Here is a 17,226-nt window from a genome sequence, read left to right as displayed (position 1 = left end):
GTCATTCACTTCTCCGGCTCCCGCCCGGCATCCCGGCCCTCTTAAATCGTCAGCACGCGCGCGTTCAATGAGGCGCCCACACTGCACAACTTAACGGTTCCGCTAAGAAAAACGTTTACTGCGCCGCCGTTTTAGGGGATAACTCGCGGGAATTTTTATCCAGCAGGAGATCCCATGAGCCAACTCGAACTGAGCAACCGCACGCTAACGCTGCATCGTTTTCCCCAAATGCGCGAAGAGAGCCCGTTGCAGGCCTGGGATGCCGCCGACGAATATCTGCTGAAGCAGCTGGAAGAGACGCCGCACGCCGGCACCACGCTGATCTTTAACGACACCTTCGGCGCGCTGGGCTGCGCGCTGGCGGGTGAGGGCGTTTACAGCATCAGCGACTCCTGGCTGAACCAGCAGGCGACGCGGCAGAACCTGGCGCTGAACGGCATCGACGAGTGCGACGTGCAGCTGCTGGACAGCCTGGCACCGTTGCCGGCCGCGCCGTCGCGGGTGGTGCTGAAAGTGCCAAAAACCCTCGCCCTGCTGGAGCAGCAGCTGCGCGCGCTGCGCGAAGTGGTGACGCCGGAAACCCGCATTATCGCCGGCGGTAAGGCGAAAGATATCCACACCTCCACCCTGCAGCTGTTCGAAAAGGTGCTGGGCACCACCACTACTTCGCTGGCGTGGAAAAAGGCGCGGCTGATCTACACCACCTTTACCGCGCCCGGGCTGGCCGCCGGAAAAGAGACCCACGTCTGGCCGCTGGACGGCACCGACTACCAGATCCACAACCACGCCAACGTGTTTGCCCGCAGCGGTCTCGATATCGGCGCGCGCTTCTTTATGCAGCACCTGCCGCACGATATTGAGGGCGAGATCGTCGATCTCGGCTGCGGCAACGGCGTGATTGGCCTGACGGCGCTGCAGCAGAACCCGCTGGCAACGGTGCATTTTATCGATGAGTCCTATATGGCCGTCGCCTCCAGCCGACTCAACGTGGAGCTGAACCGCCCGGACGATCTGGCGCGCAGCGAGTTTCGCGTTAACAACGTGCTGGCCGGCTACCCGTCCGATCGCCTGCACGCGGTGCTGTGCAACCCGCCGTTCCACCAGCAGAACGCGGTGACCGACCATATCGCCTGGCAGATGTTCCGCGACGCGCGCCGCTGCCTGCAGGACGGCGGCGAGCTGCGCATCGTCGGCAACCGCCACCTCGACTACTACCACAAAATGAAGAAGCTGTTCGGCAATTGCACCACCGTCGAAACCAACCAGAAGTTCGTGATTCTGCGCTCGGTGAAGATGCCGTAACCGGCAGGTGGAGGGGGTTGGATCCTCTGCCTGGTTACGACGCCACTGGCAGCGTGAGTACAGGTTGTGGTTTTCTGCGGGCCAGCCGTGCCATAACGGGGCGTTTTACCCTCTGTGTTGTATCCATGAGAAACGCAGCTGGTAGCCGCCCTGAGTATGACTGTTGCGGCGGTAACTGGCCTCTTCTTCAGCCATGCAGTAAGTGCAGATGCCCGTCAGCTCTATCTGCTGCTCCGGCACCCCGGCGCGCAGCGCGATGCGTTTCGCCAGCAGCGGCAAATCAAACCATACGCCACCCGTGGTGCCCTGCGCCTGTGGCCGCACCGCAGCCGGGTTAACCGGTTGCTGCGTGCCGTAGCTCATCAGCGCGGCCAGCTGCTGCGGGTCGTCCTGCTCTGCGCGCGCAATCAGATCGCCACCCAGCTCATAGCAGCACGGGCCAATCGCCGGACCCACGGCGATAAACAGGCTCTGCGGCGTGGCGCCCCGCGCACAGAGCGCGTCAATGGCGTTGCTCAGTACGCCGCCCAGTATCCCTTTCAGCCCGCCGTGTACCGCCGCCACCTGGCGCTGCCGGGTATCCGCCAGCAGAATCGGCAGGCAGTCGGCGGTATACACCGCCACCGGACGATCGCAGCCTGCGATCACGCCGTCCGCCTCCACGCTTTTGACCGGCAGCGCCTCACGGCTCTCCACTACCCGCGCGCTGTGGCGCTGCTGGTTGTAGATCGTCCCCTCCGGCGGGCGTTCCCCGGCGGGAAGGAAAGCATGATCGAGCCAGTCCAGGCGCGAGAGCAGGGCAGAGTGACGGCGGGATGACATGGCGACTCCTCGTTAAATGGGCAAAACGTTATCCTGCCAGCAAGGATAATCGTTTAACGTGTTAACCGCGTGGCTTTTTGGTTACGTTAGTTTGGCTGTTTGGCTGTTTGGCTGTTTGGCTGTTTGGCTGTTTGGCTGTTTGGCTGTTTGGCTGTTTGGCTGTTTGGCTGTTTGGCTGGATGCCCGTGTGCCCGTGTGCCCGTGTGCCCGTGTGCTCATGTGGCGGGATGGGGTGCGGACGGTGGCAATGGCCTGCTTATTGTCAGGCGCGCGATGCAGGCCTGTCGGCGTACTGGTTTTTCTGCAACGCCAGCAGCTCAGCATATTCGCCGTTCATCGTTTCCAGCACCTGAGGCGGCCCTTCCTCAACGATCCTTCCCGCCTTCATCACCACCACCCGATCAACGTTCCTTACGCTGCCCAGCCGGTGAGTCACCATCACCGCCGTTTTCCCGGCCATTATGCTGGCAAACTGGCTGAACAGTTCGGATTCAACGCGCGGGTCCATCGCGCTGGTGGGTTCATCGAGGATCACCAGCGGCCTGTCGGCATAAAAGGCCCGCGCCAGCGCCAGGCGCTGCCACTCACCGCCGGAGAGATCGGTTCCGTCAAACTCTTTGCCGATCTGGCTGTCTATACTCACCCCTTCGGGTAAATTAAATTTCGCCTTTTGACAAGCGATGGAGACTTTTTTAGATGTAACATCTGAGCTTAAATCCCCTATAAAAAAATCCTCCTCAATTGTCAATTTGTAATGGCCAAGCTTTTGAAAAATAACACTAATTGTTGAATGCCACTCCCGTATGTTAATTTCATTGATGTCTATACCACCTATCGTAAGTCTTCCTTGATCGGGTACATATAATCTACAGAGTAATTTTATTAAAGTGTTTTTGCCAGTACCTTTTCTCCGACAATAGCGATGTGATCGCCTTGCATTATTCTTAGACTAAGGTTGCAAATGATTTTTTTATTATCGTTATATGCAAAAGCTAACATTTTCGAAAGTTATTTTTATTTTTGGTATTTTTTTGGTATGGTTATCTTGTGGCTGGTTGTGTTTTTTTAGAACCATTAGCTTTTCGAAAAAAGAAAAAAATCCCAAGATTGCTAAATGAGTATACCATCCATTGGCAAGATAGACCAAAGAGCCAGATTGATTGTATGGTGCCTAGTAATCCACCAGTAGATACATTACCTTTTTAAATATATTCAGAAAACCAAAGCATCACACCCATGGCAGACATGAAGTATAGCAAATTCCATTTTTGTGGTCTTATGGTCTGACCTTTTCTAACATTATTAAGATCTTTGCTGATTAAATCATAAGACTCGCGATGTTTATTTATAAATAAATCTGACAGGTTGAATAATTTAATTTCTTTAGAGTGCCTAACGTCAATTGCTGTTGAAAAATAATAACTAATCAGTCTTGATGTCATGCCTTTTCCAAGCAAAACTTTAAAAATATCTAATTGAGATTGAGCCACAGATACAGTGACGGGAATTGCAGGAAATAACAATGCAAGGGGTAAGCACCATGCTACACTAGCTAATACTAATGACATTGATAAAAGAGTTGAAGTACCTCTTATTATATCAACCAAGTTAACCAATAGGTTTAATGGACGGTGTGATGCTTCTTTAGATAAAACTTCTAGTTTTTCATGTATTTCATTGCTCTCAATGATTTTTAAATCTTGAATGCGAGATAGTGCTAACATGATTTTATGCTGTGTCAATTGTGTTGACTTTTGATTAAGGATGCTCTGTGTTGTACTTATTATAGTCGCAATAATTTTAGGGGGGGTAAAAGTGAATTCCCATATTAGGCAGGCGATAAGTAGTTTACTGTGAGAACCATTGCTAACAAGGTTACCTAAATGAATACTTGCCATTACACTTGCTGTCGGCATTAAGACTTGAATTATTACCATTACTATGAATAATATTTATAGATTAGGGTGAGAGATCAATAATAGCCTTAATGAATATCTTAGTGGTTTGCAGTCTTTTTTTATTTTCATGATCTCTCCTTAATATTTAAATACTTTTCATTTTTTATTGTTTTTTTTCAGCGTGACAGGGCAAGGTTACGAATATTTTAGTCACAAGATAACTTTAAAAATACCATTGTTTTATTTTTTCAGTGTGATTGAAACTTTCCTTTCCTTCAATTTGATGGTTTCGATGCCCTGAGCATCAACGATATCCTCGTATGAATTTATGAGAAATGGAATGGTATTAATATCCATAAATTAAAATAATTCTACTTCGGACACGGGCAGCGCGGAAAAACTGAAGCGTACACCAAATACGTGAGGATGATTCGTTTCGCTCACCCTGCGGCCGCATTTGAAGTGCCTTCAAACTCCCCGAAGGCGAGTTTGTCTGAGCACTGCCCGGGTGCAAAATAGCAAGTAGATCAGCCTGATGAATCAGACTCTAAACAACGTGGGTCAGAACATGCGGTGACATGGGGCGTGGCAAGGGTACACCACCTGTGCTCGATGTTCTTTGCCATGCTCTACTGCTTGCTGGTGGAGATCTTCCCGGTAGGGGAAACGGGCAGGGCGGGATTCCATTTTGCTTTCTTTTTTACCACAACCTGATTTTTGATTATTCCTGCGAATTGCTTATGAGAAATCAATCGGTATAACTCGATGAAAAGGCTATTTTTTAATCAGGGAATGCGTGTTTTTAACTCATAATAGCTAAACAAAAAGAGCTAAATCCCGCCCTGATAGTAAATCTGATTGTTGCATTAATGTTATGCCTTCGTTATTTTGTTTTTACATTCTCACCGAGTAGAATGTGTAACTGTTAAATTTATTGAATGTAATGGAGCAAGTCATGGACAAACAAGTAAACAGTACTCCGAACACCTCTAGCAACCAGAAAGCCAAGGTTGTTATAAAACCGAAAAGTGATCGCCCAATTCTGATGGCTGCTCATCTGTAAACACTCCAAAACAGTCAGCCGATCAGCTGACTGTTTTTATTGCAGGCAGAGAGACTTATGGAAAAAAATTACGCTATCTCAGGCCATTTGGAACAAACTGATTCAGGTTTTGTATTCAATGATAAAGACCTATGCTTCACTGTCGAAAATCTTTCGGGAGACCTGAGCACTTGGAACGCAGTAATCGATGCATGTGATGGGACGACTCCGTTGAAAAAGATTCTGGAAAAACATCCAGGAATTTGTAACGAAGAAGTTACAGAGTTTCTCAGTGCTTTGATAGAAAATCAAAACGGATATGTCAATGATTCTGGAGAACAGTTTATCTCTGGTGATGAGGCTATCTTGCTTTTGGAAGATCTCCAAGCCAGTCTATTGTATTCAACGCTTTACCAAAATAAGTTCTGGCAAGCGATGCAATCACCGAGAGAAGTACCCAAAAAAGTCTATTACGGCATGGCCATTGAAAACTATCACTTTTTATTCCGTGAAAGTTGGTTTGATTCACCGGTTCTTAGCTATTTACCCTCAACCAAAGCAAGACTCATTATGAATGAGTTTTATGGCGAAGAGTATGGACATGACGAACTTATTCTTAATGCATTAAATCACCTCGATATTTCCAGAGGAGATATGGCAGAAACGCTACCATTGCCAGAAACTTTAGCGCTTTGTAACGCACTTGCCTATTGGTCTGCAAATGATCCGCTGTTTTTCTTCAGTACTATGGGTATCCTTGAAGGGAAGGATATAAAGGTCGATAGCTATATTCTTGCAATGGAAAATAGCGGGGGCATCTCCCCGGATTTTATTAATCCTATCAAGGCGCATGCTAATATAAATATTGAAGCTGAGCATGGGATACTGACCCGTGAACTCTTTCACGAAATCCCTGTAGTCCGAAACGACCAGATGAAAAGTATGATTGCTAACACCCGTCTATTTGTTGAGTTATATGATGATTTCCACAGTGCTGTTTGGAATTATTATTCAAATGACAATAAACCTTTGCTTCGTCGCCTATCCAATATTTAATGTAAACGGAGTTCGTCATGCAGACCTCTCACCAACGTTTCACTATCCCACGTTTTCGTAATGGCGTGTCATATACTCGCCATGAAGAAGAGTATCATATTGACTACCGTCAGCAAAGTGTGGTGCTTACTGTGGAACAGAATGATAACACGCTAGATAATTTTCTTTTAGACCTACAAAAGGGAGGGAAAACACTGGTTGAGCTAAAATCTGCTTACCCAGCATTAGCGAACGAAATCGAGGATCTCATCGTCCAGTTTGATAACCACTATCTTCTGACAGAAAGTCACTACCCAATTATCAGTGATACTTTGTCAGGTAAGCAATTTGCTAACAAACTGAAACGCTACTCTCTCGCATGGCATGCACAATTGGGTACTTCTGCGCTCTACACTGCAATGAGTGAAGGACTGGCTACACGCTCTCAACTGATTGGTTTTGCAATTGAATATTATCACATTGTCAAGGCTGCACCTTCAATTATAGCGCCAGCAATGTCTCATAAATGTCCGGACCCTATTTCGCAAGGAATAAAACAACTTTTTCTTGAAGAACACGATCATGAGACCTTGTTACTCAAAGCGCTCTCTGCTGCAGGGATCTCAGAGGAGAAAGTGAAGGAAACCACACCACTTTCTAGTACATTCTCTGTTTACTGCACTCTTGGGACATTTGGGCGCCAACATCTTCTGAGCTTTATCTCCGCACTATTTTTGTTCGAAGAACCTTATCCAGAATTCAATTTGATATTTGTAAAAACCTGCAAGGCACTAGATCTTCCTGAAGGATTTTGGAAACCAATAGCCGTGCATTCAGCCGTCAATGAAGAAGGTGGGCATCATCTGATTACTGATGAATTGCTCGGGCATATTTCAGCCATATCGGCGGAAGAGGCTCGCGTTACATTGGTGCATATCATGACGTTATTGGAAACCATGAAGATATGGGATGCCCAAATCTGCAGTACCTACGAATCCGATCTGGAATTACGAATTTTTGCGTGAGGAATATCATGGAACAGTGGAGCCTAAGCCATTATATCAAGCCAGTATTGCATGCCCCGATACTGGTAAAAAATGCTCAGGGGATAATTGAGATTGGTGAAGACTACCCTGAGATAGAAATTACAAGTGATGAACCAGATAAGTTATTAGGATTACTCAAGTCATTGAGTGAAGGATGCCAAAATAGCTGGGAAGCAATGAGTCATGTGCTTGAAGATAGTGACGAAAAGAAGGTGCTAGACGTATTGCATGAATATGGATTTATACGGGAAACATCACCAGAACATACACTAGCCAAGAAACAGATTCTTATCGAGAAAGTTCTCGACGAAGCACTCGACACACTTAGTTCTTTGGAAAGTGCCCTGCGCATACCGGCGACAGAGCTTCTGACGTTTAGCAACAGTCTCAAAAGTGAAGATATCACGGATATTCTAGCTCATGAAAATAACTCGTTTCTTCTGTATGGGAAAATTTCTTTACTGTCGTGGGAACAGTTGTGTCCTCCAGCAGTTAATGTAACACGTCATTTACTTTTACGTTTGACTGGTAGCGATAGTATTGAACCAAAAATTGACCTTACCGCTTTCTGGGCCGGTGAGGTTCGTAAGTGCCTTTCTGTTATCACGTGGTCATTAACCAGGAGCCTTGATGAAGATTCAACCCGTAAAGCATTCCCAGAATTGCTGATCGAAGCACCTGACTCTGGAACAAACTTGGCTTTGCGGTTGGAAAGGTGGGCAAAAGATTCGCTGGAAGGTTTCGGACCTGCCAAGTTCGCCTCTGCTTTGCAGACTAATGAACATGGTGCTCAGCAGACGCTTATCCAGGCTGTGTATGCGCAAGAATATTATATTACAGAGCGCTTTATCGATTTGGTATCAAATGCAATGGCACTCCGTTTACCTCGTCCTCTCAAGAGGCTTCTTCGCCGCTACTATAGCGAAGAAATGGGACATGAATCTTATGAACTGCGAACCTGTCTTGCTTTGGGCTTAAATGAGGATGAAATACATAGTGCGATCCCGACGCCTTGTGCCCAACTACTTTGTGATACCTATACATGGCTTGCTGGCAATCACGTTATTGCCTATGCTGCTGCGGCCACGATAACTGAAGGGCTACCTGGTCAGCCAAACATCATCAACGAGGCGGTGGCGAACTCAGGAGTTTTTACTGAGGAAGTGAACGAAAATTCTCGCAAACATGAGACACTAAACGAAAAGCTCTTCCACCCCTATATCTCCCGTCTTCTCCTTGCCGAATGTGGAGAACAAAGTGTTAAGACACAGCAAATAGCACGCGACTGTTATGGATTGCTGCTGGAAATGACTTGGCGCACATGGGAGGAATTGGAAAAGCTGCATGTTACAATGAATCGGCCCGCCTTAAACTTTGCCATGAAGGATTTTTTGCATTCATGAGCACCTTGTTGCAGGACTACTCACACTATGTAAACCAAGGATGGGTGGACACCCTGAGTGCGCTCGGAACCGTACCTATTTTTGTCAAAGCACAAGGTGATCGTCTGTACGACACTGAGGATAATGTCTGGTTTGACTTTATCGGCCACTATGGAGCAACACTGTTTGGCCACAGTTTTGAACCTTTGACCAAGGCATTGAAACGTGCATTAAATGCACAACTCCCGGCAGGGGCTCCCTTAGGGATCACGACTTTGGCTCCAAGCCTGGCAAAGACTCTCATTGAGCGTCTACAACTTAGAGGAAATTGGAACAATTGGACCCTTTCCACTGGTGCAGAGGCTGTAGAGGCGGCATTGAAAATTGCCGTATCCTCGACAGGTCGTCGAAAAATATTGGTTCGTCGTCGCGCATTTCATGGACTTACAGCATTTACTTTGCAGTTAAACGATCGAACATTCTGGCGCAAGGGCTATGAGGTATTGACGGAAAGCGTCCTTGTGGACTTCTTTGATGATGTTGATGAGGGGAACCAATTACTTGCCAGCGAACGCTATGCGGCGTTGTTGGTTGAGCCTGTACAGGCCATTGCAGGGGGGCGAATCCTAAATGCTGATGAAGCGGAACGTCTACGCACCGGTTGTACGCGTTACGGGTCGTTATTTATTACCGATGAAATTTTTACTGGTATAGGGCGTTGTGGTGACTACAGCGCAATGCAAGCTTTAGGCTGGCGCGTTGAACCAGATATGATCCTGTTATCTAAAACACTGACTGGAGGTTTGATTCCATCAGCTCAGTTAGTTGTCCGACAAGTACTATTTAATGCGTTCACGTGCCGGCCAGGCTGTTCAAAACTGCTATCATCTACCTTTTCTGGTAATCCACTGGGGCAAAGCGTCGCGCTTGAAGTTCTCGCTCTCCTGGAACCTGTGCTTTCAGATTGTGAGGGAAATTTACCCCAAGCACATTTTGCTGCCCAACTAAGCGAACTTGCAAAAACACATCCATCTTCTTTAGTAAACGTTCTGTCGCTGACAAACCTGCATTTTCTACGTTTCACCACTGCTGATTTAGCAAATGAAGTTTGGCGTTACCTGTATGCCAATAAAATATTGACAACGATATGCAGTCATCAGCCCGATACTTTGAAAATTATTTGTGCGTTGAGCCAAACTACGGAGTCGCAAGATCGTCTGTGTGAAGTTATTGAATACGTCTGTGAAGAGGTATCCAATGCTAGATAAAAAACATATGCTTTTATTGGGGCCAACTGACGATTACTTCAGAAAAGCACTTGACTGTAATATAGATATCACTATTCTGACAGAATCTTCACGGGTTACAGCATTTCAATATGAGCATGCCCGAAAAGTATTATTGGCTCGTTTGGATGATTTCCCCGCCGTATTACTGGCGGCTGGGGATGAACATACTTTCCGTGCCTTTGATTTTGTCATTTCGTTCACCGAATATGGTATGGAACCTGCGGCAGTCATTGCTGCCATTCTACTAATCCCGGGTCCTCCTTTGCGTTGTTCACTGATTTGCCGTGACAAGCTTCGCACACGTCAGGCTTTGGCATCTACCCTAGCCAACAATGTGCCCTTCAGCAAAGCAGAAACTACGGCGAAAGTGGAAGCCTTCATTCTCGAACATCAGTTCCCGGTGGTTCTAAAACCACGGTTCGCAACCGGTAGTCAACAGGTCTCGATCCTGAATAATTTAGATAAGCTATTGCCAGAACTAGGTGAAGAATGGATGGTGGAAAGTTTTGCGCCAGGACAGGAGTATAGTTGCGAGACGTTCACGGTTAACGGCCAGCATCATCTAGTTGCGGTTACGGAAAAAAAACTAGGCGGTACGTCCGGCGTTGTAGAGATCGGGCATTGTATACATGCCAATGTAGCGAATGATCCTGAACTACGGGACTGGGTGTTCACTGTGCTTGACCATATTGGTATGAGCGATGGCGTAGGTCATATTGAAGTGAAGAGGGATGGCAATATTCTATATCTGATCGAATGTCATAACCGCCCGGGTGGTGATCGGATATGGCAGTTGGTCGAGTTGGCAACGGGGTTTGATATGATAAAAGCTTGCATACAATTATTTTCCAATCAGGCTGTATCGTTCCCCACAGATTATGGCCGCTGCGCAGCGATTACTTATTTCCAATTCTCTGCTGGAGAAGTCGAATCATATCAACATCCGTTTGACTCTCCACCAGAATGGGTACGTTGGCACGAGTGGACACTTTATAAAGGGATGCAAATCCCTCAATTGATGGATTCTTTCCACCGTCATGGGGGATTCATTGTTGATGCAGATACGCCTCAAGAACTTGAATGGCGCATATTGCAAATGCTATCTCTTACGAAGGTATCATAAATGTCCATATTTCTTGAAATTCGTCAATTTTCTCCTAACACCTGCAAGGTGTTATTTGTTCAATGGCTGACATCCATTGGTTATTTTTCTGTTATTCCATTTCTAGTGGTTTATTTAGTGCGCCATCAACACCTTTCAGCCGAATTTGCAACCTTACAGCTCTCTCTCTTTCTGGTTGGGCAGTATGGAGCAACATTCGTTGGTGGTTTGATGACGGATAGAATTAGCGCTAATTTCACTATGAAATGTGGCCTGACTCTTCAAATAACGACATATTTAATTTTCCTGGTTGCTGAACCTGTTCACTGGATCATATGTTGTTTGAGTCTCAGCATTGGTATCAGCAAAGGATTATTTACTCCAGCGGCCAAGGCGTTAGTCGCTAAGGTGTCAGTCGGAAGCAATAAAGTGCTATTGTTTTCATTTCGCAGTACGGTTAACAACATTGGTGTTGCTATCGGTAGCAGTATTGGCGGGTTTTTTATGGACGCAGACAGTGCCAGTTTTTTTCTAACCGCAGCCGCCAGCCAACTTATCGCGTTAGCGTTATTGTTTACACTGAAAATTCAGCCATCGGAGACTACTCTGCTGAACACTGAAGGGCATTCTGGTTCAGTTGGCACAAAGCAAACTCTCATCTATCTCAGTAAAAAACCAGTCTTCTTGGCTACCTGCATACTGTATATTGCCTTCAGTTTTCTCTACATGCAGCTTGAGAGTTCTTTCCCGATTTTTGCCTCGCAACAATGGGGGGCGATGGCAGTATCTGCGCTTTTTATTGTCAATGCAGCGGTTGTCATACTATTACAGGTTATTGTGAACGTCTGGCTGAACAAATGGCTATCACATTGGTGGACAATTGGGGCTGGCTTTCTGGCTTTTACCCTCTGCTTTAGTGGGATGGGCATAGCAACTGAACTATGGATATTTGTCTTTATTATTGCCTGTTATACTTTGGGGGAAGTTACTATCGATCCAACAATCGATGCGATCACAAGTGAACATGTTCCTGACAGTCTGTTAGGCACAGCTTATGGTGTGCTCGGGATTGCTGGACTGATTGGTGGCGTTGTGGGAAATTCTTTTGCTGGTCATTTTTTAGGAGTTAATGTTGCTAATCCACAGGGATTATGGACGCTTTGTGGAATAATCGCCGTTATATCTCTTGTGATGGCGTTGCTCTTTTCTCAGCAGAAGGGATTAACAGACCAGTCTGAGAAGAAAATCAGTTAATAATCAGAAATGGAATAAGAATATGAAAAGTATTCATGCTTGGAATTACCAAAATTATAATATCACTACAGACTCTGAACAGTTTGATATCGAGGCTATTCATAGCTACTTAACCCGCTCAACCTGGGCTGGAGGAATTGATATTGACACAGTAAGGAAAAGTATATGCAATAGCCTTTGTTTTGGGCTCTTTGATGGTAACGAGCAAATTGGTTTCGCTCGTGTAGTTACCGATAGCACTACATTTGGCTATCTTTGTGATGTTTATGTTTTGGAAGAGTGGCAAAAAATGAAATTAGGACGTTGGCTTATGGAATGTTGCATGTCTCACCCTGTTATGACACACCTACGAAGAATTATGTTAGTCACATCGACAGCTCCGTGGCTATACGAAAAAATGGGATACGACCCAGTAAATCGTGATAATTTTGTATGGCAAATTGTCAGGCCTAACGTTTACCGACAACCTAAATAGACTTTTCACTATGGCGTGTCCCCTAGGTATCTACATTTTTGATCATTTTTCAATCAAAAAAGGTCGAAATACAACCGAAGATCACCTGATTAGAGCTATGATTGGTTGAGCCTGTTTAAAGTTTTGTGTATCTGCCTGATTTTTATATGTTCAATCCAACATCAAAAACAGGTTGAATTATGGAAGAAAAACAATTGCAGGCTCTGGCTAACGAAATGGCCAAAAATCTTAAAAATCCTCAAGATCTCAACCAGTTCGTAAGCGTTCGGGCATCTCGTCTTGTGAAGGAAATACCGCTGCAACATTCAGGGCGGGATTCTGCTTTGTTTGCTTTTTAATCACAATCCGATTTTTGATTATTCCTGCGAATCATTTATGAGAAATCAATCGGTATAGCTCGATGAAAAGGCTGTTTTTCAATCAGGGAATGTGTGTTTTTAACGCATAATAGCCACACAAAAAAGTTGGATTCCGCCCTTGGGAAACGGTGGCAGGGAGTAGCCATTGCATTACTGATGACCGGAGGCTTCACGGCAGTGCTACTGCTGTTCGGCTGGGCGCTGCCACAGTAGCAGCTGCCCGCCGGTGATAGGGTGGCGGAAACCCTCGGGCCTGTTCTCGGGGTGTGAACGATTGAAGTATTCCGCCGCGATCTGTGCCAGCGGATGACCGCATAATCCGGTATCCAGGCAGCTACAGGATAGCAGGCAGGCGGACAGGCGAAAGACTGTGAAGCGTGCCAAGCAACTCACCGGTCGAGATTTTTCCGCTGGCGAGATAATCAGAAAACCACAACATGATCCCCATTGCCGAGATCAAATACAGCAGATTCCATTTCTGCGGCCGCAGAAACTGGTTTCTTCTGGTCTTTTTCAGTATGCCATCCATCTCCGCAAAGGCCGCACGGTGCCTGGCGATAAAAAAGTCCGCCAGGCCGAACAGCTTAATCTCCCTGGCAAGCTTCACGTCGACGATAACGGAAAAATAGTAGCCGATCAGACGCGCCGTTTTCCCGTTGCCCAGCAGCGCCCTGAAAACATCCAGCTGTGAGCGGGCAACGGAAGCCGCAACCGGGATGGCAGGCAGCAGCAGTGCCAGCGGCAGCCACCAGGCGACGCTGGCCAGCACCAGCGCCAGAGAGAGCAGCGTGAAGCTACTTCTGCAGATATCGACCAGGTTCACCAGCAGATTGAGCGGGCGGTAGGCGGCTTCTTTCGACAGCATCTGCAGGCTGTCATGCAATTCCGGGCCTTCAATCGTCTGCAGATCGTCAATATGCGCGACGGCGGACATGATTTTATGCTGCGTGAGCTGGGTGGCTTTTTGATTCAGTACGCTTTGCAAGGTGCTGAGCAGCGGTGCAATCATTTCGGGCAAAACCAGGGTAAATGCCCAAATCAGGCAGGCGGTTAACAGCTGATTATGTGTACCGTGGCCGACCAGATCGCCAAGACGAATACTGGCGATCACGCTGGCTGAAGGAATAATGCCCTGCAAGACGATCAGCACAATAAACAGCGATGACAGTCGAGGATGCGGGCGCAGTAACAGCCGCAGGGAATAACGGATAAGCGTGACGTATCTGCCGACAGACATGCGGTGTACCTCCCTGATGGGGATAGAAGTCCTTGCCGTTGATTACCACAATTGCAGCCTGGCTGTTAGGCAGACAGCGGGGTTACTGAGCAGATACATCAGTTTGTTAACGTTATTTTCGCGAGTTTTTCAGGGATAACCGTTTCGCCATCTTTGCGTAAAAACAGGCTAAGGGTTCCATTACACTTCGGCGGCGATACTAACCGTCCAAGGAAAGACACCATGAGTAACACGCTGTTCAGCCGCACGAAAAAAAACGACCGCCACTTTATCCCTGCCTTAATCGCCGGTTTTTTCGGCGGCAACATCGCCAGCTTTGTCAAGTGGGGCACGGAAAACCCGCTGCCTCCGCGTACCCCCGGCCGGGCAATTCCACCGGCGGAAATGCTGGACGATCTGGGTTTTAACAGCGGCGGAATGATTTATCGCTGGTCTGAACATATGGTGAACTGGGGCGTGGCCGGGGTGCACCATCTGTTCTCAATCTTCTTCGCCATGCTCTACTGCTGGCTGGTGGAGATCTTTCCGGCGGTGAAGCTTTGGCAGGGGGTGGCTTTTGCGCTGCTGGTGACCGTGGGTTTTCACGGCGTAATGCTGCCGCTGTTCGGCTGGGCGCCGCCGCTGTGGCAGCTGCCCGCCGATGAGCTCATCTCGGAAACCCTCGGGCATATTCTGTGGATGTGGACGATTGAGGTGTTCCGCCGCGATCTGCGCCGGCGGATGGTTGGATAAGCTGATTTTCATGATTCAGCACGGACTAACAGAGTGAGTTTGTGCGTTCCGAAAAGGAGAGCGGCTCTACCCTGAGCGCTCTCTTTTTTGTTGCCTGTGAAGCAGGGGGATCTCACCGCTGTTATCTTCTTTCAGGTCTGTAAAGCCGTTGCCTGCCAGGCTTGCTAAATGCCCAGCGCCAGCTCAGTACCCTGCGCAATCGCCCGCCGTGCATCCAGCTCCTGCGCCACGTCGGCTCCGCCGATGATATGGCAGCGTGAACCCTGCGCCTGCAGCGCCGCCGCCAGCGCGCGGTTTGGCTCCTGCCCGGCGCAGACAATCACGTTATCCACCGCCAGCACCTCCGCAACGCCGTCGCGCAGGATATGCAGCCCGTCGTCGTCAATACGCTGGTATTCCACGCCGCCCCACATCTGCACGCCGTGCTTCTGCAGGCTGGCGCGGTGGATCCAGCCGGTGGTTTTACCCAGCCCCGCGCCCGGTTTGCCCGCCTTACGCTGCAGCAGCCACAGCTGGCGCGCCGGGTGCGGATGTACCGGGCGCGCCAGCCCACCCGGCTGCTGCAGGCTACGATCGATACCCCATTCGGCGCAGAAGGCCTCCACGCTCTGCGGTGCGTCCGCAGCGGGCTGTACCAGATACTCTGCGACGTCAAAGCCGATGCCGCCCGCGCCGATAATTGCCACGCGCTGGCCGACCGCGGCCTTATCGCGGATCACCTGCAGATAGCTCAGAACGGAAGGGTGCCCGATGCCCGGGATATCGGGGGTACGCGGCACGATGCCGGTTGCCAGCACCACCTCATCAAACCCGGCCAGATCGGCCGCCGTTGCCTGCGTACTCAGCCGCAGCGCCACGTTATGCAGTTCCAGCTGGCGGCGGTAGTAGCGCAGCGTTTCGCTGAACTCCTCTTTGCCCGGGATCTGCCTGGCAATATTGAACTGCCCGCCGATCTCCGGCCGGGCGTCAAACAGCGTTACCCGGTGGCCGCGCGCGGCGGCGTTTACGGCAAACGCCAGCCCGGCCGGCCCGGCCCCCACCACCGCCAGCGTTTTTGGGCGTGCCGCCGGCGCAACCGGCATGTCGGTTTCATGGCAGGCGCGCGGGTTGACCAGGCAGGAGGTGATCTTACCGACAAAAATCTGATCGAGGCAGGCCTGGTTACAGCCAATGCAGGTGTTGATCTCATCGCTGCGCCCCTGCTGTGCCTTCAGCACAAACTCCGCATCGGCCAGGAACGGCCGCGCCATCGACACCATATCCGCGCAGCCGTCATCCAGCACCGCCTGCGCCACCGCCGGGTGGTTAATGCGGTTGGTGGTAATCAGCGGGATGCTGACGTGCTGTTTCAGGGTTTTGGTGACCCAGGTAAACGCCGCGCGCGGCACCGAGGTGGCGATGGTGGGGATCCGCGCCTCGTGCCAGCCTATACCGGTATTGATCAGCGTGGCACCCGCCTGTTCCACCGCTTTTGCCAGCGTCACGACCTGCTCAAGGCTGCTGCCCTGTTCCACCAGATCGAGCATCGACAGGCGGAAGATAATAATAAACTCTTCCCCGACCGCGGCGCGGATGGCGGTGAGGATTTCCAGCGCGAAGCGGCGGCGGCGTGCGTCGTCACCGCCCCACGCATCGCAGCGTTGGTTGGTGTGCACCACCAGGAACTGATTAATCAGATAGCCTTCTGAGGCCATAATTTCCACGCCGTCGTAACCGGCCTGCTGTGCCAGCCTGGCGCAGCGCGCGTAGCTGGCGATCAGCGCAACAATCTCGTCGTGGCTCAGCTCCCGCGGGGTAAACGGGTTGATCGGTGCCTGAATGGCTGAAGGGGCCACCAGCTCAGGCTGGAAGCTGTAGCGCCCGGCGTGCAGGATCTGCAGGGCGATTTTTCCGCCAGCCTGATGCACCGCTTCAGTCACCGGGCGGTGGTGTGCCAGCTGTGACTCATCGTTTAACACCGCGCCGCCGCTGCGGGTAGCGCCTTCCGGCGAGGGGGCAATGCCGCCGGTGACGATCAGCGCCACGCCTGCGCGGGCGCGTTCGGCGTAGAAGGCCGCCAGTCGCTTGGCTCCGGCGGGGTGCTCTTCCAGCCCGGTGTGCATTGAGCCCATCAGAAAACGGTTTTTCAGCCGGGTAAAACCCAGATCCAGCGGGGAGAACAGGGAGTCGCTCATCGTCTTATCCTGAGTGGTCGGATGAGTTCACTGTAGCGGGCAAATGCCCGCGAAGAAAGTAGCGTTATTGCCTTTGT

15 protein-coding genes are annotated in these 17,226 nt (G+C 49.4%); 10 read left to right on the top strand and 5 right to left on the bottom strand.

All coding sequences use genetic code 11. The features are described 5' to 3' along the window. The first annotated feature begins 174 nt into the window (after positions 1 to 174). On the top strand, positions 175 to 1,302 hold the full coding sequence (gene rlmG / locus GKQ23_RS20835; RefSeq protein ID WP_056235586.1) for a 23S rRNA (guanine(1835)-N(2))-methyltransferase RlmG: 1,128 nt from the start codon (positions 175 to 177) through the stop codon (positions 1,300 to 1,302). Positions 1,303 to 1,407: 105 nt separating this feature from the next. Here the strand turns inward: rlmG and GKQ23_RS20830 are convergent, their stop codons facing one another. The 3 genes from GKQ23_RS20830 to GKQ23_RS24005 all read right to left on the bottom strand — a co-directional run bounded on the left by GKQ23_RS20830 (position 1,408) and on the right by GKQ23_RS24005 (position 4,022). Further along, positions 1,408 to 2,124, bottom strand: a complete 717-nt coding sequence (locus GKQ23_RS20830; RefSeq protein WP_056235588.1) for a polyphenol oxidase family protein — start codon at positions 2,122 to 2,124, stop codon at positions 1,408 to 1,410. 262 nt (positions 2,125 to 2,386) lie between these two features. Continuing rightward, positions 2,387 to 3,007, bottom strand: a complete 621-nt coding sequence (locus tag GKQ23_RS24010; protein ID WP_249168542.1) for an ABC transporter ATP-binding protein — start codon at positions 3,005 to 3,007, stop codon at positions 2,387 to 2,389. 319 nt (positions 3,008 to 3,326) lie between these two features. Continuing rightward, positions 3,327 to 4,022 carry a hypothetical protein gene (locus tag GKQ23_RS24005; RefSeq protein ID WP_249168442.1) on the bottom strand — a complete coding sequence of 232 codons (696 nt, stop codon included), beginning with the start codon at positions 4,020 to 4,022 and terminating at the stop codon, positions 3,327 to 3,329. Positions 4,023 to 5,142: 1,120 nt separating this feature from the next. Here GKQ23_RS24005 and GKQ23_RS20820 point away from each other — a divergent pair. The 8 genes from GKQ23_RS20820 to GKQ23_RS20785 all read left to right on the top strand — a co-directional run bounded on the left by GKQ23_RS20820 (position 5,143) and on the right by GKQ23_RS20785 (position 12,985). Further along, the gene (locus tag GKQ23_RS20820) at positions 5,143 to 6,120 is read left to right on the top strand and encodes an iron-containing redox enzyme family protein (RefSeq protein ID WP_212409330.1); all 978 of its coding nucleotides are present in this window, start codon (positions 5,143 to 5,145) and stop codon (positions 6,118 to 6,120) included. A 17-nt stretch (positions 6,121 to 6,137) separates the two neighbouring features. Beyond that, on the top strand, positions 6,138 to 7,124 hold the full coding sequence (locus GKQ23_RS20815) for an iron-containing redox enzyme family protein (RefSeq protein ID WP_212409329.1): 987 nt from the start codon (positions 6,138 to 6,140) through the stop codon (positions 7,122 to 7,124). An 8-nt stretch (positions 7,125 to 7,132) separates the two neighbouring features. Beyond that, positions 7,133 to 8,548 carry an iron-containing redox enzyme family protein gene (locus tag GKQ23_RS20810; RefSeq protein WP_212409328.1) on the top strand — a complete coding sequence of 472 codons (1,416 nt, stop codon included), beginning with the start codon at positions 7,133 to 7,135 and terminating at the stop codon, positions 8,546 to 8,548. Beyond that, on the top strand, positions 8,545 to 9,795 hold the full coding sequence (locus tag GKQ23_RS20805; RefSeq protein ID WP_212409327.1) for an aminotransferase class III-fold pyridoxal phosphate-dependent enzyme: 1,251 nt from the start codon (positions 8,545 to 8,547) through the stop codon (positions 9,793 to 9,795). Before GKQ23_RS20810 ends, GKQ23_RS20805 begins: the two co-directional genes overlap by 4 nt. Beyond that, positions 9,785 to 10,939, top strand: a complete 1,155-nt coding sequence (locus GKQ23_RS20800; protein ID WP_212409326.1) for an acetyl-CoA carboxylase biotin carboxylase subunit family protein — start codon at positions 9,785 to 9,787, stop codon at positions 10,937 to 10,939. The genes GKQ23_RS20805 and GKQ23_RS20800 overlap by 11 nt, the downstream gene beginning before the upstream one ends. After that, on the top strand, positions 10,940 to 12,172 hold the full coding sequence (locus GKQ23_RS20795; RefSeq protein ID WP_212409325.1) for an MFS transporter: 1,233 nt from the start codon (positions 10,940 to 10,942) through the stop codon (positions 12,170 to 12,172). It begins immediately after the preceding gene. A gap of 22 nt (positions 12,173 to 12,194) precedes the next feature. Then, a complete protein-coding gene (locus GKQ23_RS20790; RefSeq protein WP_212409324.1) occupies positions 12,195 to 12,647 on the top strand; it encodes a GNAT family N-acetyltransferase in 453 nt (150 codons plus the stop codon). A gap of 179 nt (positions 12,648 to 12,826) precedes the next feature. After that, positions 12,827 to 12,985 carry a hypothetical protein gene (locus GKQ23_RS20785; RefSeq protein WP_212411978.1) on the top strand — a complete coding sequence of 53 codons (159 nt, stop codon included), beginning with the start codon at positions 12,827 to 12,829 and terminating at the stop codon, positions 12,983 to 12,985. Positions 12,986 to 13,340: 355 nt separating this feature from the next. Here the strand turns inward: GKQ23_RS20785 and GKQ23_RS20780 are convergent, their stop codons facing one another. After that, positions 13,341 to 14,243, bottom strand: coding sequence for a hypothetical protein (locus GKQ23_RS20780; RefSeq protein WP_212409323.1), 903 nt, complete (start codon positions 14,241 to 14,243; stop codon positions 13,341 to 13,343). A gap of 222 nt (positions 14,244 to 14,465) precedes the next feature. On the opposite strand from GKQ23_RS20780, the gene GKQ23_RS20775 reads away from it, so the two are divergent. Continuing rightward, positions 14,466 to 14,975, top strand: a complete 510-nt coding sequence (locus GKQ23_RS20775) for a DUF1440 domain-containing protein (RefSeq protein ID WP_212409322.1) — start codon at positions 14,466 to 14,468, stop codon at positions 14,973 to 14,975. Positions 14,976 to 15,139: 164 nt separating this feature from the next. On the opposite strand, the gene GKQ23_RS20770 is transcribed toward GKQ23_RS20775, so the two are convergent. Next, positions 15,140 to 17,149: an NADPH-dependent 2,4-dienoyl-CoA reductase gene (locus GKQ23_RS20770; protein ID WP_212409321.1), complete on the bottom strand. Its 2,010-nt coding sequence runs from the start codon at positions 17,147 to 17,149 to the stop codon at positions 15,140 to 15,142. Between the last annotated feature and the right edge of the window lie 77 nt (positions 17,150 to 17,226).

The organism is Erwinia sp. E602 (genome assembly GCF_018141005.1).
In the GTDB taxonomy this organism is placed as follows: Bacteria; Pseudomonadota; Gammaproteobacteria; order Enterobacterales; family Enterobacteriaceae; genus Erwinia.
The sequence above is the reverse complement of the archived record's forward strand: the minus strand, read 5'-3'. Positions and strand labels throughout refer to the sequence as shown.